This window comes from Vibrio galatheae, assembly GCF_000967545.1.
Taxonomy (GTDB): Bacteria; Pseudomonadota; Gammaproteobacteria; order Enterobacterales; family Vibrionaceae; genus Vibrio; species Vibrio galatheae.
In genome coordinates this window covers 85,226-109,701 of the sequence record NZ_JXXV01000027.1, presented here as the reverse complement: position 1 = coordinate 109,701, position 24,476 = coordinate 85,226, and the positions used below count along the sequence as shown (strand labels likewise).

The window sequence follows — 24,476 nt, the reverse complement described above, 5'->3', positions numbered from 1 at the left end:
GCCTCTCGGCCACCTCACCGTCTTGCGGAGGCACATATTACGATTTACCAAAAATATGTCAAACATTTTCTTGGCAAAAAAGGCAAAAAGTCATCCAACCGTTGGCTATTTAATCAAAGCGATGTTAATTCGCTCTTTTTAATAGAATTAGATGGTTTTACCCGCACAAAAAAGGCCGACAAACTGTCAGCCTCTTACGTAATTAGTAGTTGCCTGACGCAACGTTACCATTACCTTTTTCTGCCTGAATGCGCATGTAAATTTCTTCACGGTGAACAGACACTTCTTTTGGTGCATTAACGCCAATACGTACTTGGTTACCTTTTACACCAAGTACAGTTACTGTTACTTCATCACCGATCATAAGAGTTTCGCCAACGCGGCGAGTTAAAATTAGCATTCTGTGCTCCTTGAGTAATCTCTGATTTATCTTGCTACGAGGCTATTATCCAACAAAAGTTCTATTTTGGTAAACTCAATTCTGTTTAGGATCTAGCCCAAATAAGCATGTTTTTGCCGACAGTCGACAGCCTCCGCAGAAGTAATGTAAGCATCATGCAGTATGTTAGCCGCTTTGTCGATACAATCTGGTTGCAGCACAAACATCAAAGATTGTGGGTTCACCACGCAATGATCAACTTGTATATCCTGCTCTATTAACAAAGCGAATGACCTTTCAATCAGTCCTTCGACTTGAAGGCCGACTGCAGTCAGTAAGCTTACTATTTCACTATTACGGATTTTGTCACCGAAAACCAGTTCCAGCTTGGCATAAGCGTCGTGTTTTATGACGACAGCAACCCATTCTGCATGCTCGATCACATTCCAGATCTCGACTCCGAGCATCTGACACTGTTTCTCTACACTGGCTAGTGCATCTTTTTCAACTCGAATCAGACACATATCTCTTTGTATCGCAACTCCACATACAGCAGATTGGCAGACATCGCCTTTAACTAGACTTCCACTGTTTGCTTCAAAGCTCGACAAGACTCGCAGCGGAACGTTGTGCTGCCATGCATACTGAACCGACGGTAAATGCAATACCTTCGCCCCTTTACGCGCCATCTCTTCCATCGAGGGAAAATCAATCACTGCGAGTTTTTGAGCATTACTGACAACACGCGGGTCGCAGGTGTAAATACCATCAACATCAGTAAAAATTTGGCACTCATCTGCTCTTAGCGCTCCGGCAAGTGTCACTGCACTTGTATCAGAGCCGCCTCGGCCCAACGTAGTGATATCCCCACTTTCATTAATCCCTTGAAAACCTGCGACAATGACTATTTGGTCTTGCGCTAATAATTCTCTAATAGTATTGGTATCAATGTGTTTAATCGTTGCGTCATTGTGTTGATTATTCGTCACAATATTCGCTTGTGCTCCGGTAAGTGAACGCGCTGCATAGCCTAATTTATTTAGCGTCATTGCAAGCAGTGCCATCGACACTTGTTCTCCAGCAGAGAGCAAAACATCAAGTTCTCGTGCAGTCGGTACACTATCGACCTGCCTTGCCAAATCCATCAGTCTGTTTGTTTCACCAGACATGGCAGATACGACCACTACAACTTGATTACCATCATTTTTCGCCTTTATGATGTGTTCAGCAACACCATGAATTCTTTCAATCGAACCCACCGACGTTCCGCCAAACTTTTGCACGATAAGGGGCTTTTTCACCAGTCTTCACCTTCCCAAGACCAAAGTCTCATTCGGACCACATTCAACATGTTGAATATTGTTTGCAGTAGTTATAACAAAAACCAAGTGGCCTAACTGACGCCACTTAGGCATACAATTAAACCACTTGGTTCGCTTAAATAAATTACGCTCAATCAATAAACTGATTGAGCGTTACACTTTATAAAGTGAGTTCTACAGGCGCTCTTCTAGCCATGGATGAACTGTCTTGATAGCTTGTGGAAGAGCATCGATATCCGTACCACCAGCTTGCGCCATGTCAGGACGGCCACCGCCTTTACCACCAACTTGCTCAGCGACCATTTTGACTAGGTCACCCGCTTTCACCTTACCAATAAGATCTTTCGTCACACCTGCGATAAGGCCAATCTTATCGTCATTGATGTTGGCAAGCAGAATGACTCCACTGCCCATCTGGTTTTTGATGTCATCTACCATCACGCGTAAGTTCTTGTTATCAGCGCCCTCAAGAGAGGCAACCAATACTTTCACGCCGTTAATCGATTCAATTTTGCCCATGACATTGGCACTTTCTGCCGCGGCCATCTTATCTTTGAGCTTCTGGATTTCTTTTTCTAACGCTTTCGCTTTAGTAGCAGATTCAACCAGTTTCTCTTCGTACTTAGCTTGCTGCGCTTCTATCGCGTCGAGTGCCGCCTCGCCCGTGACCGCTTCAATACGGCGAATACCTGCCGCAATACCACCTTCTGAAGTAATCTTGAACAGACCGATGTCACCGGTATTTGCTGCGTGGATACCACCACAAAGCTCGGTAGAGAAATCCCCCATAGACAGCACGCGAACTTCATCATCGTACTTCTCGCCAAATAGCGCCATTGCCCCTTTCTGCTTCGCTGACTCAATGTCCATTACGTTAGTTTCGATAACGTGGTTACGACGCACTTGGGCATTAACTAGGCGCTCAACTTCTTTCAGCTCTGCTGGCGTTACCGCTTCGAGGTGAGAGAAGTCAAAACGTAAGTTTTCTGCTTTTACCAACGAACCTTTTTGCGCTACGTGTTCACCTAAAACTTGACGCAGGGCAGCGTGCAGTAGGTGAGTAGCCGAGTGGTTGAGAGAGATTGCAGCTCGACGTTGTGCATCAACAGTCGCGGCAACTTCGTCACCTTTCGCCAATACACCTTCCGCAAGTACACCATGATGCGCAATGGCGTTACCTAGCTTCTGAGTATCTTCGACTTTGAATAGACCGGATTCAGTTTTTAGAGCACCCGCATCACCGCATTGACCGCCAGATTCCGCGTAGAATGGCGTTTCATCCAAGATGATGATTGCTTTATCGCCAGCAGAGAGTGATTCGACCGCTTCGCCTTCAACGAAGATTTCCGCAATATTGCTGCTACCTTGAGTGCCTGCGTAGCCACAGAATGCAGTCTCAGCTTCAGTTTTGATGGTTGCGTTGTAGTCAGTGCCAAACTGACCGGCCTCACGAGCACGTTGACGCTGCTCTTCCATCGCTTTCTCAAAACCGACTTCATCGATAGCAAAGTCACGTTCGCGCGCAACATCGTTAGTCAAGTCAGCAGGGAAACCGTACGTGTCGTAAAGTTTAAACACTGTTTCGCCATCAAGCACTTTGCCATCTAGACTGTCTAACGCTTCGTTAAGAATCGCCATACCGCGTTCTAGAGTGCGACCAAAGTTCTCTTCTTCGATACGGAGAACTTTTTCCACAACGGCCTGTTGCTTTTTAAGCTCTTCACCCGCAGTTCCCATAACGTCAGCCAGTACACCCACTAACTTGTGGAAGAATACGCCATTCGCACCCAGCTTGTTTCCGTGACGAACTGCACGACGAATAATACGACGTAAAACATAACCACGACCTTCGTTTGAAGGCATCACACCATCAACGATCAGGAATGAACAAGAACGGATGTGGTCAGCAATAACGCGTAATGACTGATTTGACAAGTCTTGGTAACCAATCGTTTCCGCTGCTGCTTTAATTAGCTTTTGGAAAACGTCGATTTCATAGTTTGAGTGAACGCCCTGCATGATTGCCGAGATACGCTCAATGCCCATACCTGTATCAACAGCAGGCTTAGGTAGTGGTTCCATCGTGCCATCAGCATGACGATTGAACTGCATAAATACGTTGTTCCAGATCTCGATGAAGCGGTCACCATCTTCTTCAGGTGTACCAGGACGTCCGCCCCAGATATGCTCACCGTGGTCGTAGAAAATTTCCGTACACGGACCACAAGGGCCAGTGTCACCCATGGTCCAGAAGTTATCTGACTCGTACTGCTTACCGCCTTTTTTATCACCAATACGAATAATACGATCAGCGGGTACGCCCACCGTTTTGTTCCAGATTTCAAACGCTTCGTCGTCTGTCTCGTAGACAGTTACAAGCAAGCGCTCTTTTGGCAGTTGCAGAGTTTCTGTTAGGAATTCCCAAGCGAATGCAATCGCATCTTCTTTGAAGTAATCACCAAAGCTGAAGTTACCTAGCATTTCAAAGAAGGTATGGTGACGAGCAGTAAAACCCACATTTTCAAGGTCGTTATGTTTACCACCAGCACGTACACAACGCTGAGCCGTAGTTGCTCGTGTGTAGGCACGCTTTTCGGCGCCTAAAAAGCAATCTTTAAATTGGTTCATACCTGCGTTAGTAAATAGCAGAGTTGGATCGTTATGTGGAACCAACGATGAACTGTCTACGATTTGGTGTCCTTTGCTTTCAAAGAACTTAAGGAACGCGTTACGAACCTCATCAGTGCTCATGTACATGCAGCTCTTCCTGAAAATAGTCGAGTTAGAATTTTGCGCTATTGTAGATCATGGTTAGCGCTACGACTAGTTTTCTTGTGGAAAAGAGCCTTTTGAGCCAGCAATTAGAAATAAAATCCCAAATAGCGAGGTATTTTGCTAGTTAGTCTTCACTTTGCTCGCTTAACGCATAGCTGATTTGCTCAAAGCTGTAGCCCCGATATTGGAGAAAACGCACCTGTTTAGCGTATTCTTTTTGGTCTTTTGCTTTAATCCCTTTGAATTTCTTCTCAGCCGCTTGTTTTGCTAACTCAAACCAGTCTTGCGGCTCATCATCCAGAGCTTTTTCGACAACGGAGTCTGTGACCCTCTTTTGCTGTAATTCCTGGCGAATACGCCTTTCACCATGCCCTTTATAGACGTGCTGGCGGATTTGACTTTTGGCATAACGAAGATCATCGAGATAATTATGCTCTAAACAAAAATTGATCGCTTGTTGAGCCTCTTCTGCGTCATAACCTTTGAGAGTGAGTTTTTGGTAGAGTTCATATTCACCGTGATCACGACGGCTCAATAATTGTATCGCGGCTTCTTTACTAGAGAGTGTTGGAGGTTTGCGTTGAAACATAATATTGGTGTAAAGGTTAGATATAACAAAGCCCCGCAATTGCAGGGCTTTGGAAAGTAAAGGGCTAGATTATAGCTCTTCTTGTTCTGGCATCTGGCCTACTTCAGCATCGTCTGGCTGAACTTCAGCCGGCGAAAGAAGCATTTCACGCAGTTTAGCGTCGATAGTCTGTGCAGCTTCTAGGTTTTCGCGTAGGAACTTACCTGCGTTTGCTTTACCTTGACCAATCTTGTCGCCGTTGTAGCTGTACCACGCGCCCGCTTTCTCGATGAGCTTGTGTTTCACACCTAGGTCGATCAATTCACCTTCACGGTTAAAGCCTTGACCGTATAATATTTGAGTCTCAGCTTGTTTAAACGGTGCAGCAATCTTGTTCTTAACCACTTTGATGCGAGTTTCGTTACCAACCACTTCGTCACCTTCTTTGATAGAACCGGTACGACGAATATCAAGACGAACAGAAGCGTAGAACTTAAGTGCGTTACCACCCGTGGTTGTTTCTGGGTTACCAAACATCACACCAATCTTCATACGAATTTGGTTGATGAAGATACACATACAGTTCGATTGCTTAAGGTTACCAGTCAGCTTACGCATCGCTTGAGAAAGCATACGAGCTTGAAGGCCCATGTGGCTATCGCCCATTTCACCTTCGATTTCTGCTTTAGGTGTTAGTGCTGCAACCGAGTCAACCACCATAACGTCAATCGCACCAGAGCGAGCTAATGCATCACAGATCTCTAACGCTTGCTCACCAGTATCCGGCTGAGAAACCAGCAGTGCATCGATATCAACGCCAAGCTTCTTGGCGTAAACAGGGTCTAGTGCGTGTTCAGCATCGATAAATGCACACGTTTTACCTTGTTTTTGCGCAGCAGCAATACATTCAAGCGTTAGTGTTGTTTTACCTGAAGATTCTGGACCGTAGATTTCTACGATACGTCCCATTGGTAGACCACCAGCACCTAAAGCGATGTCCAAAGAAAGTGAGCCTGTAGAAATCGTTTCTACATCCATTGCGCGGTTATCACCAAGGCGCATGATTGAACCTTTACCGAATTGCTTTTCAATCTGACCTAGCGCAGCGGCGAGCGCTTTCTGTTTGTTCTCGTCCATCACTTTCTCCAAATGACTCATCTATTTCGTGCTGATGAATATCAATCTAATTCTTCCGTTCAGCAATCTCACTGAACAATCAATGCAAATTATTATACTGTTGATTCATACAGTGTCTATACCTATGTAGGTTTTTTTTAGAATTTGATGACATCCATCTGATTTTTATGAAATTTAAATTATAATCAATAACGATTAACTGCCACTAAGTAGCTTTTCATACATTACTCTCAGTGCAGTCTCTACCGCCTGTTGCCGTACTTGACTGCGGTTACCTTCAAAATGATAAGTGGCAACTTTAAGCCAATCATTTTCATTAGCCCATGCAAAACAAACCGTACCAACAGGCTTCTCTTCGCTTGCTCCGCCAGGTCCGGCGATACCACTGATTGAGACACCAACATTGGCATTAGAATGGGCCAATGCGCCTTGAACCATCTCCTCAACAGTTTGCTCGCTGACCGCACCATGAGCTTGAAGCGTTTGCTCTTTCACACCAAGCATCTCGATTTTTGCCTCGTTGCTATAGGTGATAAAAGCGCGGTCAAACCAAGCAGAACTGCCAGCAATGTCAGTCACTGCGGCAGAAACACCGCCACCAGTGCAAGACTCGGCTGTAGTCATTACCAGTTGATGTCGATGAAGCAGGTCACCCAATTGCTGCGACAGAATTTGCTGTGACTCCATATCGAAAACCCCTTAATACACCTTTTCGCCCATTGGCTATTCACGTATCCTAAGCCGCAATAGCAATAAACAAAAGATCTTAACTGTGAAAGCTGAACAAAAACACACGCCTATGATGCAGCAATATCTCAAGCTCAAAGCCGAGAACCCGGAAATTTTGCTGTTTTATCGCATGGGTGATTTCTACGAGCTTTTCTATGATGATGCGAAACGAGCTTCTCAGTTGCTCGATATTTCTCTGACCAAACGCGGAGCTTCTGCAGGAGAGCCAATTCCTATGGCCGGCGTGCCATTTCATGCGGTTGAAGGTTATCTCGCTAAACTTGTTCAGCTCGGTGAGTCCGTCGCTATTTGTGAGCAGATTGGCGATCCTGCAACCAGTAAAGGACCTGTAGAGCGCGCGGTCGTTCGCATCGTGACTCCGGGCACAGTGACCGACGAAGCACTGCTTTCTGAACGGATTGATAATCTGATTGCGGCCATTTACCACCACAACGGTCAATTTGGTTACGCCACTCTTGATATCACCTCTGGTCGATTCCAATTGATGGAGCCAGAAAGCGAAGAGGCGATGGCGGCAGAATTGCAGCGCACCTCTCCACGTGAATTGCTGTTCCCAGAAGATTTTGCACCTGTCCACCTGATGTCTGCACGCAGTGGTAATCGCCGCCGCCCTGTATGGGAGTTTGAACTCGACACTGCTAAGCAACAATTAAACCAGCAGTTTGGTACGCGTGACTTGGTAGGTTTTGGTGTCGAGAACGCTAAGCTTGGCTTATGCGCCGCAGGCTGTTTGATTCAGTATGTCAAAGATACTCAACGCACTGCGCTGCCTCATATTCGCTCTTTGACCTTCGACAGACAAGATCACTCGGTAATCTTAGATGCGGCGACTCGCCGTAACTTAGAGATCACCCAAAACTTGGCTGGCGGGATTGATAACACCTTATCAGAAGTGCTCGATCACACAGCAACAGCGATGGGAAGCCGCATGCTGAAACGCTGGCTTCATCAGCCAATGCGCGATATCGATACGCTTAATCATCGTTTAGATGCCATCACCGAGCTGAAACAACAAGCGTTGTTTACAGATCTTCATCCGATACTCAAACAGATTGGTGATATTGAACGAATTTTAGCTCGCTTGGCACTTCGCAGTGCAAGACCTCGTGATATGGCTCGCTTACGTTTTGCCATCCAGCAGCTGCCTGAACTTGCCGAGACGATGAGCGCACTTGAACACCCATACTTAACCAAGCTAGCGCAATACGCTGCACCGATGGATTCAGTGTGTGAGCTACTAGAACGTGCGATCAAAGATAATCCTCCAGTGGTGATTCGTGATGGTGGTGTGATTGCCGAAGGGTATAACTCAGAACTCGACGAATGGCGTAAACTGGCCGATGGTGCGACTGAGTATCTTGAGCAATTAGAGCAAGATGAACGCGAACGCCACGGCATCGATACGCTTAAAGTGGGTTATAACAATGTACATGGCTTCTTTATTCAGGTCAGCCGAGGGCAAAGTCATCTCGTGCCGCCTCACTATGTGCGTCGCCAAACATTAAAAAATGCCGAGCGCTATATTATTCCTGAGCTAAAAGAGCACGAAGACAAAGTACTTAACTCTAAATCCAAAGCTCTGGCACTTGAAAAGCAGTTGTGGGAAGAACTGTTTGATCTGTTGCTGCCACACTTGGAACAGATGCAAAATGTCGCATCCGCAGTCTCACAGATTGATGTGTTGCAGAACTTAGCCGAGCGTGCCGACAGTTTAGATTACTGCCGTCCAACACTGACAAAAGACACTGGTATTCATATTCAAGCTGGCCGTCACCCTGTGGTTGAACAGGTGCTGGATGACCCGTTTATTGCCAACCCAATCGATCTTAATCCACAGCGTAAGATGTTGATCATTACTGGTCCTAACATGGGTGGTAAATCGACCTATATGCGTCAGACCGCGCTGATCGCCTTGATGGCGCATATTGGATCTTATGTACCAGCGGAATCCGCTCAGATCGGTTCGATTGATCGGATCTTTACTCGTATCGGCGCATCAGATGATCTCGCGTCAGGCCGCTCAACCTTTATGGTAGAAATGACAGAAACGGCCAACATTCTACATAATGCCACCGCCAACAGTTTGGTCTTAATGGACGAGATTGGCCGCGGCACCAGTACCTATGATGGACTTTCTCTCGCTTGGGCCAGTGCCGAATGGCTGGCGAAAGAACTCGGTTCGATGACCTTGTTTGCCACGCACTACTTTGAGCTGACCGAGTTGCCAAACCAAATTCCTCATCTTGCCAATGTTCACCTAGATGCGGTCGAACATGGTGACAGCATTGCCTTTATGCATGCTGTTCAGGAAGGCGCAGCGAGCAAGTCTTACGGCCTCGCCGTTGCGGGATTGGCAGGGGTACCGAAAAGTGTAATCAAAAATGCGCGTGCGAAACTGACTCAGTTGGAACAACTCGGGCACGACAACGACATATCTCCTCGCTCAAGTGCGGTGGATATAGCCAATCAATTGAGCTTGATCCCAGAGCCAAGTGAAGTAGAAGAAGCGCTGTCGGCAATTGACCCAGATGACCTGACACCACGACAGGCACTCGAAGCACTTTATCGACTGAAAAAGCTCATCTAATCATTTGCTCTTCAAAGCGTAGAAAGAACAACGGCAGCCAATCGGCTGCCGTTTTCGTGTGCACTGTCTAAGGTGTATGACTTAAAGCTTACGACGTAACAACATCAACGCAATCGTCAAAAAGACAACGCTTGGCATCACTGCCCCAAATACAGGTGGTATGTTGTAGACCAAACTTAATGGGCCAAAGAACTCACTCGAAATATAGAAAGTAAATCCGGCGATGACACCCGATAAAATACGCGCGCCCATGGTTACACTGCGCAGTGGACCAAAGATAAACGACAGTGCCATCAACATCATGACCGCAATGGAGAATGGCTGAGTAACTTTGCGCCAAAACGCCAGTTCATAGCGAGAAGGGTCTTGCTCTGACGCTTTAAGATAAGAGACGTAATCGTACAAACCAGCTAAGGATAACTCTTCCGGTTTAACCGTCACAACTGCAAGCTTGTCTGGCGCTAGCGAGGTTGTCCAACTGTATTCAGGTAAGCTCTCCTTCGAGATCTCTACCTCATCGACCATTTCGGTCAACTGAACATTTTTCATCGTCCAAGTGTTGTCCGCAACATAATCGACTTCCTCAGCAAAGACGACACTTTGTAAGCGTTTGTCTGCGTCGTATCGCCACATGTTCATGCCATAGATTTTGTCGTTTTCCACTTTACCAATAAAAATGAAATCATTGGCATCCCGAGCCCAAACGCCCGTTCTGACCGACATAATCGCACCACCAGAAGTCGAAAATGCACGTAGATCACGCGCCGCCTTTTGCGCTTGAGGTGCGCCCCATTGACCAAGCAAGGTCACCATGATCATTAAAGGCACGGCAGTTTTAAGCACCGACAAACCAATATCTAACTTGGAAAATCCCGCCGCCTGCATCACCACTAGCTCAGAGCTAGACGCAAGCATACCAAGCCCAATCAATGCTCCAAGCAAGGCCGCCATGGGGAAAAACATTTCGATGTCTCGCGGAATGCTGAGCAAAACAAACAATAGCGCTTGGATAAGGTCATATGTGCCCTCACCCACTTTACGCAATTGTTCAACGTATTTGATGATGGCCGAAAGCCCAACAAAGGTCGCCAATACCAAGGAGGTAGTCGCAATAATGGTTCTACCTATGTAGAGATCGAGAATCTTAAACACGACTTACGCTGCCTTTTTTCTTTGTCTTAGTTTGTCTTTAAAGCGGCGAACAGGAATGCTGTCCATCGAGTTAATTGCAATTGCCGTCAATAGTAACGCAGCATTAATTGGCCACATCCCAACAACCGTCGGAATAGAACCATCTTCAATCGCTGACTTAGTCGCACTTATCGCTAAGAAATACGCCAGATAAATCAAAATTGCTGGCCCCATTTTGGCAAAGCGGCCCTGACGTGGATTCACTGCCGACAATGGCACCACCAACATTGTCAAGAGTGGTATACAGACGACCAATGAAATACGCCACTGCACTTCAGCTTGTGCACGCCTGTCTGGATTTTTCATTAAATCTAGCGTTGGAATGGCTTCCCAGTCACGACCTTTCGGCTTGACGTCACGTTGACCAATCAAACCTTCGTATTGGTCAAAATCCGTCACCATATAATCGACGCGGGTCGGAACGCCTTCATAGCGTGTACCCTCGTACATACGAATCACTTGGCGGCCGTCACTCAACTCTTTCACTTCTCCAGATTGAGAAAAAGAGACACTCGGTAGAATAGAATCACGTGGACGCATCTGAGCAACGAAGACGTGTTTCAGTTTTTTGCCATCAATATCATCGATAAACACCACCGACGAACCGTCTGGTGTACCTTGGAAGTGGCCTTTTTTGAGCAGGTCGACACTGTTTTCTGCTGCCGTTTCTTCTTGCAGTTTAACCAGCTGATCTTGGCTATAGGGGGCAAAGACAAAGGAGTTGAATCCAGCGATCACTCCGGTAATCACAGCCAAATACAGCGCCGCGCGGATCAAGAATTTATTGCCGATCCCGGTCGCGTTCATGACGGTAATTTCACTTTCTGCGTATAGACGGCCAAAAGTGAGCAAGATCCCCAAGAAAAGACTCAATGGCAACATTAATAGCCCCATTGAAGGCATGCTTAACGCCACATAGTGCATCACCAAACTAGCGGGAATATCGCCGTCCGATGCATCAGCCAAAACTTTGATCAGTTTTTGGCTAAGGAAGACTAAAAACAGGATAAAAAAGATCGCTAATTGGCTTTTGAGTGTCTCGCGGATCAAATATCTAACAATAATCACGCTGAAATTACCTATACAAAACTTGTTTTTTTAATTGAATCACTATAATTTCCCGTTGAACCTTTTATTTTTAAATTTTTGGCTAACTGTTAATGCGCTTATTTAAGGATAGTTCCGACTAAGGAATCAACAAGTAAGATGACATTATCTAACATTTAGTTCTATTTGTCTTCAGGATGTAGGAGTACGCATGGAGTTCAGTGTAAAAAGTGGCAGTCCAGAGAAACAGCGCAGCGCATGTATCGTTGTCGGCGTGTTCGAGCCACGTCGCCTCTCTCCAGTTGCCGAGCAGCTAGATAAAATTAGCGATGGCTATATTAGTTCACTACTTCGCCGTGGTGATCTAGAAGGAAAACCGGGGCAGATGCTACTGCTTCATCAAGTACCAGGTGTACTGTCTGAACGTGTTTTACTGGTAGGTTGTGGTAAAGAACGTGAATTGGGTGAACGTCAATACAAAGAGATCATCCAAAAAACCATCAACACTCTCAATGAAACGGGTTCGATGGAAGCTGTCTGTTTCCTGACTGAACTGCACGTTAAAGGCCGCGATACATATTGGAAAGTACGTCAAGCTGTTGAAGCGACAAAAGACAGCCTGTACACCTTTGACCAGTTCAAGAGCCAAAAACCTGAAACTCGTCGCCCACTACGCAAACTGGTATTCAACGTACCAACACGTCGTGAGCTAAATCTAGGTGAAAAAGCGATCGCTCATGGTCTGGCGATTTCGTCTGGTGTGAAAGCATCGAAAGACCTTGGCAACATGCCACCAAATATCGCCAACCCAGCTTACCTAGCATCTCAAGCACGTCGCCTAGCTGACGATTATGAAACAGTAACGACTAAGATCATTGGCGAGCAAGAGATGGAAAAACTGGGTATGACGTCATACCTAGCGGTTGGCCGTGGTTCGAAGAATGAATCTATGATGTCTATCATGGAGTACAAGGGCAACCCAGATCCAGAAGCGAAACCAATCGTACTGGTTGGTAAAGGCCTTACTTTCGATTCAGGCGGTATTTCACTTAAGCCAGGCGAAGGCATGGATGAAATGAAATACGACATGTGTGGTGCAGCGTCTGTATTCGGTACCATGAAAGCATTAGCTAAGCTAAACCTACCAATCAATGTGATTGGTGTGCTCGCTGGCTGTGAAAACATGCCAGGCAGCAACGCATACCGTCCTGGTGATATTCTGACGACTATGTCAGGCCAAACAGTTGAAGTTCTAAATACGGATGCAGAAGGTCGCCTAGTATTGTGTGATGCTCTGACCTACGTTGAACGCTTCGAGCCTGAGTGTGTGGTTGATGTCGCAACCCTGACTGGTGCATGTGTTATCGCATTGGGCCATCACATCAGCGGTGTTATCTCAAACCATAACCCGCTTTCTCATGAGCTAGTAAACGCTTCAGAGCAAGCGAGTGACCGCGCATGGCGTCTACCTATGGCGGATGAGTACCACGAGCAACTCAAGAGCCCATTTGCAGATATGGCAAACATCGGCGGTCGACCAGGCGGTACAATTACTGCGGGGTGTTTCTTGTCTAAGTTTGCTAAGAAATATCACTGGGCGCACATCGATATTGCGGGTACGGCTTGGAAATCAGGCGCGGCTAAAGGCTCTACTGGTCGTCCTGTCTCAATGCTTGTCCAATTCCTGCTTAATCGCAGTGGCCAAGAGACAGAGGAATAACCCTCACAATCTTAACAAAGGGCCGCAAGGCCCTTTTTTGTATCTTTGAGATCTCTTAATCCTGAGTAGTACAAACAGCTATGGCGAATGCGACCTTTTACATTATTAATCCAGATTCTCCTCAAGCCAAGGCTGAAGGGTTTGGTTTATATGTCCTGTTTCTGGCCCATCATTTCGCCAAGCAAGGTGCTAAGGTTTATCTAAATTGCAATGATAAAGTGCACGCCGAGCAAATCGCCGAGCTGTTCTGGCAAATCGATGCCAAACAATTTATGGCTCATAACCTCATTGGTGAAGGGCCCAAGTATGGCACCAACATCGAGATTGGCTACCAAGGCGTCAAACCATCATGGAATCGCCAATTAGTAATAAATTTGGCGGAAAATGAGACAACCTTTGCGAACAAGTTTGCTGAGGTGGTAGACTTCGTCCCTTGCGAAGAAAAAGCCAAGCAACTAGCGCGAGAAAGATATAAAATCTATCGCCAAGCTGGTTATCAGCTACAAACGATCGAGATCGAACACAGCTAATACCATTAGCATAAAACCGGTCAATCCTTATAGTTAAGGCGATCTTACTGAGATCCCTCACTTATAAAGATTGACTTAGAATTAAACCAGACCTATCTGCAGAATATCTATCGCTATGGAAAAAACATACAACCCAACTTCAATTGAACAAGCTCTTTACCAAGCTTGGGAAGAGAAAGGCTACTTTAAGCCACACGGTGACACGTCGAAAGAATCATACAGCATCATGATCCCACCACCGAACGTCACTGGTAGCCTACATATGGGCCACGCGTTCCAAGACACCATCATGGATACGTTGATCCGTGCCGAACGTATGAAGGGCAAAAACACCCTTTGGCAAGTCGGTACAGACCACGCAGGTATCGCAACGCAAATGGTTGTTGAGCGCAAGATTGCTGCAGAAGAAGGCAAAACTAAGCACGATTACGGCCGTGATGCTTTTATCGACAAAATTTGGGAATGGAAAGGCGAGTCTGGTGGCACGATCACTAAACAGCTTCGTCGCCTAGGCGCTTCAGTTGACTGGGATCGCGAGCGCTTCACTATGGATGACGGCCTATCTAACGCTGTTCAAGAAGTGTTCGTTCGTCTTTACCAAGAAGATCTCATCTACCGTGGTAAGCGTCTCGTCAACTGGGATCCTAAACTGCACACAGCAATTTCTGATCTTGAAGTTGAAAACAAAGACAAAAAAGGCCACATGTGGCACTTCCGCTACCCGCTAGCAGACGGCGTTCAAACCGCTGAAGGTAAAGACTACATTGTTGTTGCGACAACCCGTCCTGAAACCATGCTTGGCGATACCGGTGTCGCGGTTAACCCAGAAGATCCTCGCTACAAAGATCTAATCGGTAAAGAAATTATTCTTCCTATCGTTGATCGTCGCATCCCAATCGTGGGTGACGAACATGCGGATATGGAAAAAGGGACTGGCTGTGTGAAAATCACACCGGCGCATGACTTCAACGACTACGAAGTGGGCAAGCGCCACCAATTGCCGATGATCAACATTCTGACCTTCAATGCTGATATCCGCGATGCAGCTGAAGTATTCACTACCAACGGTGAAGCAAGCGATGTTTACTCAACCGAACTCCCAGCTAAATACCAAGGCATGGAGCGCTTCGCTGCGCGTAAAGCTATCGTTGCTGAGTTCGACGAGCTTGGTCTGCTTGATGAAGTTAAAGATCACGACCTAACGGTACCTTACGGTGACCGTGGTGGCGTCGTTATCGAACCAATGCTAACTGACCAGTGGTACGTACGTGCTGCGCCTCTTGCAGAGCCAGCAGTTAAAGCGGTTGAAGATGGCGAAATCCAATTCGTACCTAAGCAATACGAGAACATGTACTTCTCTTGGATGCGTGACATTCAAGACTGGTGTATCTCTCGTCAGCTGTGGTGGGGTCACCGCATCCCGGCATGGTACGACAACGATGGCAACGTCTACGTAGGCCGTACTGAAGAAGAAGTACGTGCTGAAAACAACCTAGCGTCAGTTGTTGTTCTACGCCAAGACGACGATGTATTAGATACTTGGTTCTCTTCAGCGCTATGGACTTTCGGTACTCAAGGTTGGCCTGAGCAAACTGAAGATCTGAAGACATTCCACCCTTCAGATGTACTGGTTACTGGTTTCGACATCATCTTCTTCTGGGTTGCGCGTATGATCATGATGACCATGCACTTCAACAAAGATGAAAATGGTAAAGCGCAAGTCCCATTCAAGACAGTTTACGTAACGGGCCTAATCCGTGACGAAAACGGCGACAAGATGTCGAAGTCTAAAGGTAACGTACTTGACCCTATCGACATGATCGATGGTATAGACCTTGAGTCTCTAGTAGAGAAGCGTTGTGGCAACATGATGCAGCCTCAGCTAGCGAAGAAGATCGAGAAGAACACCCGTAAGACGTTTGAAAACGGTATCGAACCATACGGTACTGACGCCCTACGTTTCACTCTCGCTGCAATGGCCTCTACTGGTCGTGATATCAACTGGGATATGAAGCGTCTAGAGGGTTACCGTAACTTCTGTAATAAGCTATGGAACGCGAGCCGTTACGTACTAATGAACACAGAAGAGCAAGATTGTGGCTTTGGTGCTGGTGAAGTTGAATACTCACTAGCGGACAAGTGGATCGAGTCTCAGTTTGAACTCGCAGCGAAAGCGTTCAATAACCATATCGACAACTTCCGTCTCGATATGGCGTCGAACACGCTTTACGAATTCATCTGGAACCAATTCTGTGACTGGTACCTAGAGCTAACTAAACCCGTTCTATGGAAAGGTACTGAAGCGCAACAACGTGGTACTCGTCGTACATTAATCACGGTTCTTGAGAAGACGCTACGTCTTGCTCACCCAGTGATCCCTTACATCACGGAAACTATATGGCAAAGCATCAAGCCACTAGTTGAAGGTGTAGAAGGCGAAACCATCATGCTTCAAGCACTGCCTCAATTCGACCAAGCAAACTTCAACCAAGAAGCGCTAGACGATATCGAGTGGGTGAAAGCGTTCATCACCAGCATCCGTAACCTACGTGCTGAATACGACATCAACCCAGGTAAGCCGCTGGACGTCATGCTGAAAGCTGCAAATGCAGAAGACGCGGCTCGTCTAGAAGCGAACAAGCAGGTACTAATGTCTCTAGCGAAACTAGAAGCGGTACGCGTGCTTGAAGCTGATGAAGCAACACCAGCATGTGCAACCGCTCTTGTGGCTAAATCTGAGTTGATGATCCCAATGGCAGGTCTGATCGACAAAGATGCAGAGCTTGCGCGTCTTGATGGTGAAATCAGCAAGACTCACGGCGAAATCAAACGCATCGAAGGTAAGCTGGGTAACCAAGGTTTCGTGGCGAAAGCACCTGAAGTAGTTGTCGCTAAAGAACGTGAGAAGCTAGAGGGTTACAAAGAGACTCTGGTTAAGCTTGAAGAGCAAAAGACAACTATTGCAGCGTTATAAACAATTAACCTCTTAAACATCTCACTAAGGCCAGTCATCGCGACTGGCCTTGTTATTTGTCGTGAGAAATTACGCCTTGGTTCACGGCAGTTTTTCTTCTAAATTTAATAAAGAAGTAACGATGAGGAGTTCCTATGCCGAACCACTTATTGATTTCGAGCTGTCTGTTAGCATTCTCCTCTCTCTCATTGGCCAGCGAAGAAGATAAAATAATCAGAATTGCCGCTGGAGATTGGGCTCCGTTTATCGGCGAGAAACTCGCAGATTACGGTCATGTTGGCCAAACCATCCGACAAGTTTTTGCCAATCAAGGCTACCAAGTCGAATTCCACTTTTACCCTTGGAAGCGCGCTTACAAAAAAGCCAGTGAAGGTGAATATGTGGCTACGGCTGTGTGGATGTACGCCGAAGAACGAACCGAGTATTTCATGTATAGCGATCCGGTCGCACAAGAACAATTTGTCTTTTTTCATCTACGCGAGAAACCATTTGAATGGCAGACACTCGCTGACGTAAAAGGAAAGCTGCTTGGAGGTGGCTTAGGCTACAGCTATGGCAGCGAACTCGATCAATTAATAGAGAACAACGAGATCCGCATTAATCGAGTAGAAACACCAGCCAAAGCCTTTCAGTTGCTCAAATATCGCCGTGTTGAATTAGTACCAGAAGAGAAACATATAGGTATGTTCTCACTGAGTAAACTTCCCATCGAAACCCAGCAGTTGATCACCTATAACCCCAAGCCATTTTTGACCAATGATAGCTACCTGATGTTTTCCAAAGCTCATCCAGATGCACAAGCCTTGATGGAGATATTCAATCAAGGCTTAGCGGAGTTAAAAGCAACGGCGAATCAGAGCAACGACTAAGCGACTCGATTCTGCTCTCTGCCTTCGACAAAGGCGACAATATTATCGATTAATATATCCGCGAGTTTTTGAATCGAAGAATCACTGCCCCAAGCAATATGCGGTGTAAGCAATAAATTAGGCAAATGCATATTGGCAATTAACGAATTTGATTCATCTGCGGGTTCATCGGTAAAGACATCAAACCCTGCACCGCGAATCACACCATCTTTGAGCGCATCAATCAGTGCTTCTTCATCCACTAGGCCACCACGCCCAGTATTAATCACGATACTCGAAGGCTTCATCAGCGACAGTTCTTTGCGGCCAATCAAGTGCTTCGTTTGCTCATTGAGCGGGCAATGCAAGCTAATGACATCAGACATGGCTAAAACCTGCTCAAAGGGTAAATAACCGTCTCTACATTGAGTGGCACCTTTGCGCTCGGCAAATAACACATGCATACCTAACGCTTTAGCTAAGTTGGCTGTCGCTTGCCCTAGTGCGCCACTACCCACAATCCCCATTGTCGAACCCGCCGTGTCACTAATAGGATGCGTAAAGAAGCAAAACTGTTTATTTCGCTGCCACTCTCCTGCTGCAATATCATTGTGGTAGCCTTTTAAATTACGCTTTAACGCAAACATCATAGCAATTACATGTTCAGGTACCGACTGTGTCGCATAGCCCCGAACGTTGCTCACAGCAATACCAAACTCGCGACACGCCTCGATATCAACGTTGTTGTATCCCGTTGCAGCGACAGCAATCATCTTCAAGTTGGGGAGTTGCATCAATACTGAGCGATCGAGCAAGACTTTATTGGTAATCACAATATCAGCGGACTGGAGACGATCAATCACCTCGCCCGGCGCAGTCAAATCATACTCAACCCATTGATGTTCAAAAGGTAAATGAGGCAGTTCAATCTGGGTTGGGATCGTGGCACGATCAAGAAAAACGATAGTTGGCAGCGACATAAGATCTCCTTGCGCTGCCGATGATGATCCTTGGGGTGTTTATGGGCGAGGCAGCGATTTATAGTCTGGTAATTCTCGCACAGGAGAAAAATAGTTAAAGATCATCGCTTCCGCTTCAAGATAGAAGTCACATGGAACAAAACTAGCCTGCAAGATCTCTGAATATGGATGATAAAAACTCAACTCAGCAGCGTGAAGTTCTAAGCGAGAAGAATACTCAAACGCTTCGCCTTGCGCGTAGAACTCATCGCCAACAATAGGATGGCCCAACGCCTGCATATGAACGCGCAGCTGATGTGAGCGTCCAGTCACTGGCAGCAGTCTAACAATCGTGGTTTTATCTTCCCTTTTTGCCACCTGATACAAAGTCTGTGATGGTTTACCATGCTCAAAACACACTTTTTGTCTCGGGCGATTTTCCCAATCACAAATGAGTGGCAGATCCACTTCTCCTTCAAGCTGATCGACATGCCCCCAGACGCGTGCGTAATAGACCTTATGTGTGAGTCGGTATTGGAACTGTTTCTTCAGCGAACGTTCCGCCTCTTTGTGCTTAGCAAACAACATTAAACCTGATGTATCCATATCAAGTCGGTGCACCACTTGAATCTCAGGGTAGATCTCAACTAAGCGAGACCAGAGACTATCGTAATGCTCGGCCAGTCGACCGGGAACGGACAACAGCCCCGACGGTTTGTTTGCCACCAAGATATGCTCATCTTCAAATACGATATCCAGCCAAGGTTCTCTCGGTGGATGGTACTCTGTCATTGCCATTATGTTTATCCAATAAAAACCCAGCCTAGGCTGGGTTTAAATAGTTGAGGTTATTGATCGGGTTAATTATGAGAAACAACGATCATACGTAATGAATCTAACTGATATTGTGCTTGGCTAATGTAACCATTGAGTTGTTTGATTTGACCATCAATCGCTTCAATTTCTTCATCACGAATATTCGGATTGACCGCCTTCAGGGCTTGTAAGCGCTCAAGTTCTGAGTTCAAACTCGCTTGCATCTCTTGCTGCGCCTGATGACGAATCGCTTCCACTTTATCGACGATGAGCTTTTCACCCACTTCGATTAGCTGGTGAACCTGAGCCTGAACCGAAGCCACGAGTTTGGTGGCGATATGGCGACCAACCGGACTCAACTGGCGGTTAAAGCTTTCAAACTCAACTTGGCTGGATAAATCATTACCTTTACCATCGAGCATAACTCGAATAGGAGTCGTAGGTAGGAAGCGGCTGATACCACTGCGTTTTGGTGCCTGCGCATCGACTTTATAGATAAGTTCCAGCAGCATAGTCCCAACAGGTAAGGCTTTATTCTTCAGTAATGACACAGCCGTTGTTCCGACGCCTTCACTCATCAACAAGTCGATACCACCTTGGATCATTGGGTGTTCCCAGCTGATAAAGTTCATGTCTTCACGCGACAGTGCGGTTTCACGATCAAAGGTAATCGTGGCCCCTTCATATGGCAGCCCCGGATAACTCGGTACTAACATGTGCTCTGACGGAGTCACAACTAATGCGTTCTCACCTTTGTCATCTTGATCTAAGCCAATAGTGTCAAACAAGCTCAGCGCAAAAGTGACCAAGTTGGTATCGCCGTCGGTAGCGGCAATCTTATCAACAATCGCTTGGGCTTTTTCGCCACCATTGGAATGCATCTCTAATAGACGATCGCGCCCCTGTTCAAGCTGCGCTTTAAGCGTTTTGTTGAGCGCGGCCGATTCTGCGATGACGTCATCTAAGTCTGTGATGTCGCCCGATGCAAGCATAGCGATTAATCGCTCAGAATACTGATCATAAACCGTACGTCCAGTTGGGCAGGTTTCGGCAAATGCGTTCAGACCTTCGTCAAACCAACGCGCTAATATTGCCTGCGATGTCCCTTGCAGATACGGCACATGAATATCAATATCACGATTTTGACCAATTCGGTCCAAGCGGCCAATACGCTGCTCCAGCAAGTCTGGGTTAAACGGTAAGTCAAACATGACCAGCTGGTTGGCAAACTGGAAGTTACGACCTTCAGAGCCGATTTCACTACAGATCAGAACCTGAGCGCCACCCTCTTCTTGGGCAAAATAGGCCGCCGCTTTGTCACGCTCTAGAATCGACATACCTTCATGGAAAACCGTGGCACGAATGCCTTCACGCTCACGCAGCGCTTGTTCCAGTTGCAGAGCCGTACTCGCGCGCGAAGCAATCACCAAGATTTTCTCACTACGTTTATCTGTGATCTTCTCAAGCAGCCAGTTAACTCGGCTATCGAACTGCCACCAGCTCGCCTCTTCACCTTCAAACTCTTGGAACAGTTCTTCTGGATAAAGATTTTTCAGCGCTCGAGCTTCTGGTGTGATCTTGCCGCCAATCATTCCTGAAACACGCATTGAGGTTGTGTACTGCTGAGGTATTGGCATAGGGATAAGATTGACGTTACGCTGCGGGAAGCCCTTGATAGCTGCACGAGTGTTTCTAAACAGCACTCGCCCTGTACCATGACGGTCCATTAGATTATCAATCAATTCTTGGCGCGCGGCCGCTTTGGCTTCTTCATCGCTATTGCTTTCGATAATGCGGAACAACGGCTCGACATCTTGCTCGGAAAGCAATTCGCTAATCTGATTTTTGGCCTCATTCTCTAACGTTTGACCCGAAAATAAAGCACTGACTGAGTCAGCGACTGGCGCGTACTGCGCCTCCTCTTTGATAAACTCTTGATAGTCAAAGAAACGATCCGAATCGAGTAAACGTAGACGGGCAAAGTGACTTTCACGACCTAACTGCTCTGGCGTCGCCGTCAGCAAAAGAACCCCCGGAGTGCTCTCAGCTAAGCCTTCAACCACTTGGTATTCTCGGCTTGGCTTCTCTGGGCTCCACTCTAAGTGGTGTGCTTCATCGACGACAAGCAGATCCCATTCGCCTTCCAATGCTTGTTCAAAACGCTTACGGCTCTTACGCAAGAAATCGAGAGAACACAACACATACTGCTGGGTATCGAATGGGTTGTCAGAATCAGCAAAAGCTTCAATACAGCGCTCTTCATCAAAGATTGAGAAGTGGAGATTGAAACGGCGCATCATTTCCACCAGCCATTGGTGTTGAAGGGTTTCAGGTACTACGATCAGGATACGCTCGGCACGACCCGCCAACACTTGTTGGTGGATGATCATACCGGCTTCAATGGTTTTACCTAGCCCGACTTCATCGGCAAGCAGCACGCGAGGCGCATGACGACGGCCAACTTCATGAGCAATATATAACTGATGAGGGATCAAGCCAGCACGCATACCGCATAGGCCGCGCATTGGGCTTTTATGCTGTTCATATTGGTTCATCAGTGCACGATAACGAAGCACAAAGTTGTCCATGCGATCGATTTGACCAGCGTACAATTTGTCTTGAGGCTTATTAAAACGAATCTGGTTACTGAGCATGATTTCACGTAAAATCACCCCCTCTTCACCATTGTCTTCTCGTACACCGACATAGCTAAGTAGCCCTTGGTCTTCGACCACTTGCTCAACTTTTAAAGCCCAGCCTTCTTGGCTATCGATTACATCACCAACATTGAAGGTTACTCGGGTGACAGGCGCATCATTGCGAGCATAAACTCGGTTTTCTTCAGAAGCTGCAAACATAAGTGTCACAGTACGAGCATCCAATGCTACAACGGTTCCTAAACCTAGGTCGCTTTCCGTATCGCTGATCCAGCGCTGGCCCAAAGCAAATGTCATCAATCGACTACCTCATCTATTCAATTCAAAAATGGGTCTATTTATTTTAGTAATTCTTGCGCAACTTGAAAGGCAACTGACGAGGAAAATGGTGTCAGGCGTGGCGCAGAAAAAGGCCGCTAATCTTACTCGAAGCTGTGACATTGGTCACGTACAAAGGCCTCAAAATCCAACAATTTTTTGTTCAACATGAGGATGACATCAAAGTGTAAGAAATCAGTGGCAATTCTTAACCAGAGTGTTGAAAACGATGCTTATACTTATTCATGAAAGTGTATTGATTGCCGTCAAATTTAAGGCTGGCATAAGAGATGCATTTGATAGGATGACGATCAACACGGGTTTGCAGTTTATGTAGTCAAACCATCAGCGTATTCTGATTGCCAGGCTACAAAGCTGCAAGCAACTGCAGGTAGACCACTTCATACCATGGTATGAGGGGTAAGCAAGCCGCGACGCGGAAAGGAGACGCTTATGGGTGATACAGACCGGAAGCTTTTTGTCCTCGACACCAATATTCTGTTACACGAACCACTCGCCATCTACTCATTTCAAGAACACGATGTCGTCATTCCGATGACCGTCCTCGAAGAACTCGACCGAATCAAAGACAGTAAACGCGACGTTGCTCGTGATGCCCGTGTTGCAATACGTGCCCTCGAAGCGATGTTTAAAGATGCAACGCCTGATGAAATCTCAGAAGGTATTCCAATCAACAAAGACAAGGAAGCAACAGGCCATATATCAATATTGGCCGATTTTGAGCTACAAGAGACTGTGAAAGCCTTTGCTGACAAAGCTGGGGATAATCGGATCTTAAACGGCGTGCTCTACTTGCAAAACAAACGTGCTCCACGCGAAGTGATCCTAGTCACCAAAGACATTAACATGCGCTTGCGAGCCAAGGGAGCTGGCGTACGTTTTGTGGAAGACTATCGCACTGACCAATTGATTGATGACGTTCAATACCTGACCAAAGGTTTTCAGCAAATTGAAGGGGAATTCTGGAGCAATATTGATAACGTTGAGAGCAAAAATCTGGCGGGCCGAACATACCACACCCTAGACAGAGAACCGTTTGAGCCGACCTATATCAACCAATACGTCATTGATGAAGAGAGTGACTTCGCAGGACGTGTTGAAGAAATTGACACCGATAAGATCACCATTAAAGATCTCAGCCGTGAACGTATGATGCATCGCCGTGCATGGGATATCACCCCGAAAAACATCTACCAGGCCATGGCGCTTGATGCACTGCTCGACCCTGACATCGATTTAGTCATTCTCACTGGCGCGGCGGGTAGCGGTAAAACTCTACTTGCCATGGCATCTGCCCTTGAACAGACCATAGAAAAAGGCATGTTCGACAAAATCATTGTGACGCGAAATACACCAGACATTGGTGAATCAATCGGTTTCCTACCCGGTAGTGAAGAGGAGAAAATGCTGCCTTGGCTTGCCGCGGTCACGGATACGCTCGAAGCGCTGCATAAGAACGATCACTGTACTGAAGGCTCGCTGAAATACATTTGTGATAAAGCCAATATTCAGTTTAAGTCGATCAACTTTATGCGTGGTCGCTCAATTCAAAACGCGTTTGTTCTGCTGGATGAGTGTCAAAACCTCACTGCCTCGCAGATCAAAACCATCATCACCCGTTGTGGTGAAGGCACCAAGATTGTCTGCTCAGGCAACTTGGCGCAAATTGACTCTCACTATTTAACCCCTGTGACATCAGGCTTAACTTACATGGTTGAACGATTTAAAAACTTCGAAGGCAGCGCCAACATCCACCTCAATGGTGTCGTCCGTAGTCGTCTCGCTAAATTTGCAGAAGAGAATTTATAATCACTCATGCCGAGATATAATTCATATCTCGGCATTTATTTAAAATAATTATTCACAAACAACAGTTA

17 protein-coding genes are annotated in these 24,476 nt (G+C 46.5%); 6 read left to right on the top strand and 11 right to left on the bottom strand.

The window, feature by feature from the left end; translation table 11 throughout:
• Nucleotides 1-202: 202 nt before the first annotated feature.
• The 6 genes from csrA to pncC all read right to left on the bottom strand — a co-directional run bounded on the left by csrA (nt 203) and on the right by pncC (nt 6,868).
• Nucleotides 203-400, bottom strand: a complete 198-nt coding sequence (csrA, locus tag TW81_RS15500; RefSeq protein WP_004415691.1) for a carbon storage regulator CsrA — start codon at nt 398-400, stop codon at nt 203-205.
• Between the two features lie 92 nt (nt 401-492).
• The gene (locus TW81_RS15495; RefSeq protein WP_045956640.1) at nt 493-1,680 is read right to left on the bottom strand and encodes an aspartate kinase; all 1,188 of its coding nucleotides are present in this window, start codon (nt 1,678-1,680) and stop codon (nt 493-495) included.
• 195 nt (nt 1,681-1,875) lie between these two features.
• Nucleotides 1,876-4,458, bottom strand: a complete 2,583-nt coding sequence (gene alaS / locus TW81_RS15490) for an alanine--tRNA ligase (RefSeq protein ID WP_045956639.1) — start codon at nt 4,456-4,458, stop codon at nt 1,876-1,878.
• Nucleotides 4,459-4,600: 142 nt separating this feature from the next.
• Nucleotides 4,601-5,065 carry a recombination regulator RecX gene (gene recX, locus TW81_RS15485; protein WP_045956638.1) on the bottom strand — a complete coding sequence of 155 codons (465 nt, stop codon included), beginning with the start codon at nt 5,063-5,065 and terminating at the stop codon, nt 4,601-4,603.
• Between the two features lie 69 nt (nt 5,066-5,134).
• Nucleotides 5,135-6,181, bottom strand: coding sequence for a recombinase RecA (gene recA, locus TW81_RS15480; protein WP_045956637.1), 1,047 nt, complete (start codon nt 6,179-6,181; stop codon nt 5,135-5,137).
• Nucleotides 6,182-6,376: 195 nt separating this feature from the next.
• The gene (gene pncC / locus TW81_RS15475) at nt 6,377-6,868 is read right to left on the bottom strand and encodes a nicotinamide-nucleotide amidase (protein WP_045956636.1); all 492 of its coding nucleotides are present in this window, start codon (nt 6,866-6,868) and stop codon (nt 6,377-6,379) included.
• Nucleotides 6,869-6,953: 85 nt separating this feature from the next.
• Here pncC and mutS point away from each other — a divergent pair, with 85 nt between their 5' ends.
• The gene (gene mutS, locus TW81_RS15470; protein ID WP_045956635.1) at nt 6,954-9,518 is read left to right on the top strand and encodes a DNA mismatch repair protein MutS; all 2,565 of its coding nucleotides are present in this window, start codon (nt 6,954-6,956) and stop codon (nt 9,516-9,518) included.
• Between the two features lie 81 nt (nt 9,519-9,599).
• On the opposite strand, the gene lptG is transcribed toward mutS, so the two are convergent.
• Nucleotides 9,600-10,670, bottom strand: a complete 1,071-nt coding sequence (gene lptG, locus TW81_RS15465; RefSeq protein WP_045956634.1) for an LPS export ABC transporter permease LptG — start codon at nt 10,668-10,670, stop codon at nt 9,600-9,602.
• Nucleotides 10,671-10,673: 3 nt separating this feature from the next.
• Complete coding sequence (gene lptF / locus TW81_RS15460) at nt 10,674-11,777, bottom strand: LPS export ABC transporter permease LptF (RefSeq protein ID WP_045956633.1); 1,104 nt, start codon at nt 11,775-11,777, stop codon at nt 10,674-10,676.
• Nucleotides 11,778-11,967: 190 nt separating this feature from the next.
• Between lptF and pepA the strand changes: the two genes are divergently transcribed.
• From pepA to TW81_RS15440, 4 genes are all read left to right on the top strand, one after another.
• Nucleotides 11,968-13,476 (top strand): leucyl aminopeptidase, encoded by a 1,509-nt coding sequence (gene pepA / locus TW81_RS15455; RefSeq protein WP_045956632.1) that lies wholly within the window; start codon nt 11,968-11,970, stop codon nt 13,474-13,476.
• Between the two features lie 80 nt (nt 13,477-13,556).
• Nucleotides 13,557-14,006 carry a DNA polymerase III subunit chi gene (locus tag TW81_RS15450; protein WP_045956631.1) on the top strand — a complete coding sequence of 150 codons (450 nt, stop codon included), beginning with the start codon at nt 13,557-13,559 and terminating at the stop codon, nt 14,004-14,006.
• 115 nt (nt 14,007-14,121) lie between these two features.
• On the top strand, nt 14,122-16,980 hold the full coding sequence (locus tag TW81_RS15445; RefSeq protein ID WP_045956630.1) for a valine--tRNA ligase: 2,859 nt from the start codon (nt 14,122-14,124) through the stop codon (nt 16,978-16,980).
• A gap of 134 nt (nt 16,981-17,114) precedes the next feature.
• The gene (locus TW81_RS15440; RefSeq protein WP_045956629.1) at nt 17,115-17,849 is read left to right on the top strand and encodes a substrate-binding periplasmic protein; all 735 of its coding nucleotides are present in this window, start codon (nt 17,115-17,117) and stop codon (nt 17,847-17,849) included.
• On the opposite strand, the gene TW81_RS15435 is transcribed toward TW81_RS15440, so the two are convergent.
• The 3 genes from TW81_RS15435 to rapA form a co-directional block, all read right to left on the bottom strand.
• Nucleotides 17,846-18,808: a D-2-hydroxyacid dehydrogenase gene (locus TW81_RS15435; RefSeq protein WP_045956628.1), complete on the bottom strand. Its 963-nt coding sequence runs from the start codon at nt 18,806-18,808 to the stop codon at nt 17,846-17,848. The genes TW81_RS15440 and TW81_RS15435 overlap by 4 nt on opposite strands.
• Nucleotides 18,809-18,847: 39 nt before the next feature.
• Nucleotides 18,848-19,585 (bottom strand): bifunctional tRNA pseudouridine(32) synthase/23S rRNA pseudouridine(746) synthase RluA, encoded by a 738-nt coding sequence (gene rluA / locus TW81_RS15430; RefSeq protein ID WP_045956627.1) that lies wholly within the window; start codon nt 19,583-19,585, stop codon nt 18,848-18,850.
• 62 nt (nt 19,586-19,647) lie between these two features.
• Complete coding sequence (gene rapA, locus TW81_RS15425) at nt 19,648-22,557, bottom strand: RNA polymerase-associated protein RapA (RefSeq protein WP_045956626.1); 2,910 nt, start codon at nt 22,555-22,557, stop codon at nt 19,648-19,650.
• 474 nt (nt 22,558-23,031) lie between these two features.
• Here rapA and TW81_RS15420 point away from each other — a divergent pair, with 474 nt between their 5' ends.
• A complete protein-coding gene (locus TW81_RS15420) occupies nt 23,032-24,408 on the top strand; it encodes a PhoH family protein (RefSeq protein WP_045956625.1) in 1,377 nt (458 codons plus the stop codon).
• The last annotated feature ends 68 nt before the right edge of the window (nt 24,409-24,476 follow it).